Consider the following 583-nt stretch of genomic DNA (forward strand, 5'->3'; position numbering starts at 1 on the left):
AGCAATAGTAGCCAAGCCCCATGCGATGGAGCTCATTCAACTTAATCAGTTTTTGGAGCCAACCATTAACAGAGAAAAACGCCTCTTCTCGCTTTGGTTCAAATGGCTTCAAATAATCGCGATTAGATTGAAAATACGCCGCGATCATATCGGCATCACCGATTTCAGCGGTTCGTAGAAGCAAGTCGCCGTCCAACTTGTGAACGGCGATTGATGAACTATGATCTTCCATTACAAACGACAACTTCCCTTTTCTTGATTACTCGCGTTAATTCTTACGAATCCCATAGTCACGTAACTTATTCGCAATAGACGTATGCGATACGTTCAAACGCTTCGCTAACTTACGGCTTGACGGGAACGACTGGTACAAACGCTCCAACACCTGGGATTCATAATCACGCATGATCTCATCCAAAGAACCAGCAATATTAAGCGTTGCACTGCCCCCGCCAACTGACTGCGGCTGTGGCAAATTAAAATGTTCGGCTTTCAGTAGGTGACCATCCATTTCTGTTAGCGCTCGCAACACCATATTATCTAGCTGACGCATGTTACCCGGCCATTGGTAGCTGGCCAGTGC

Annotated in this window: 1 protein-coding gene and 1 pseudogene; both read right to left on the reverse strand. The window is 46.1% G+C overall.

Going from position 1 to position 583, the window contains the following annotated elements:
• Nucleotides 1–232, reverse strand: a pseudogene (locus R7044_RS26830) (30S ribosomal protein S5 alanine N-acetyltransferase); the annotation flags it as partial.
• A 36-nt stretch (nt 233–268) separates the two neighbouring features.
• The coding region (locus R7044_RS26835) for a TyrR/PhhR family helix-turn-helix DNA-binding protein (RefSeq protein ID WP_405540947.1) at nt 269–583 on the reverse strand (315 nt) is incomplete at its 5' end.

The sequence above is a fragment of the Vibrio sp. 1402 genome (assembly GCF_033340275.1).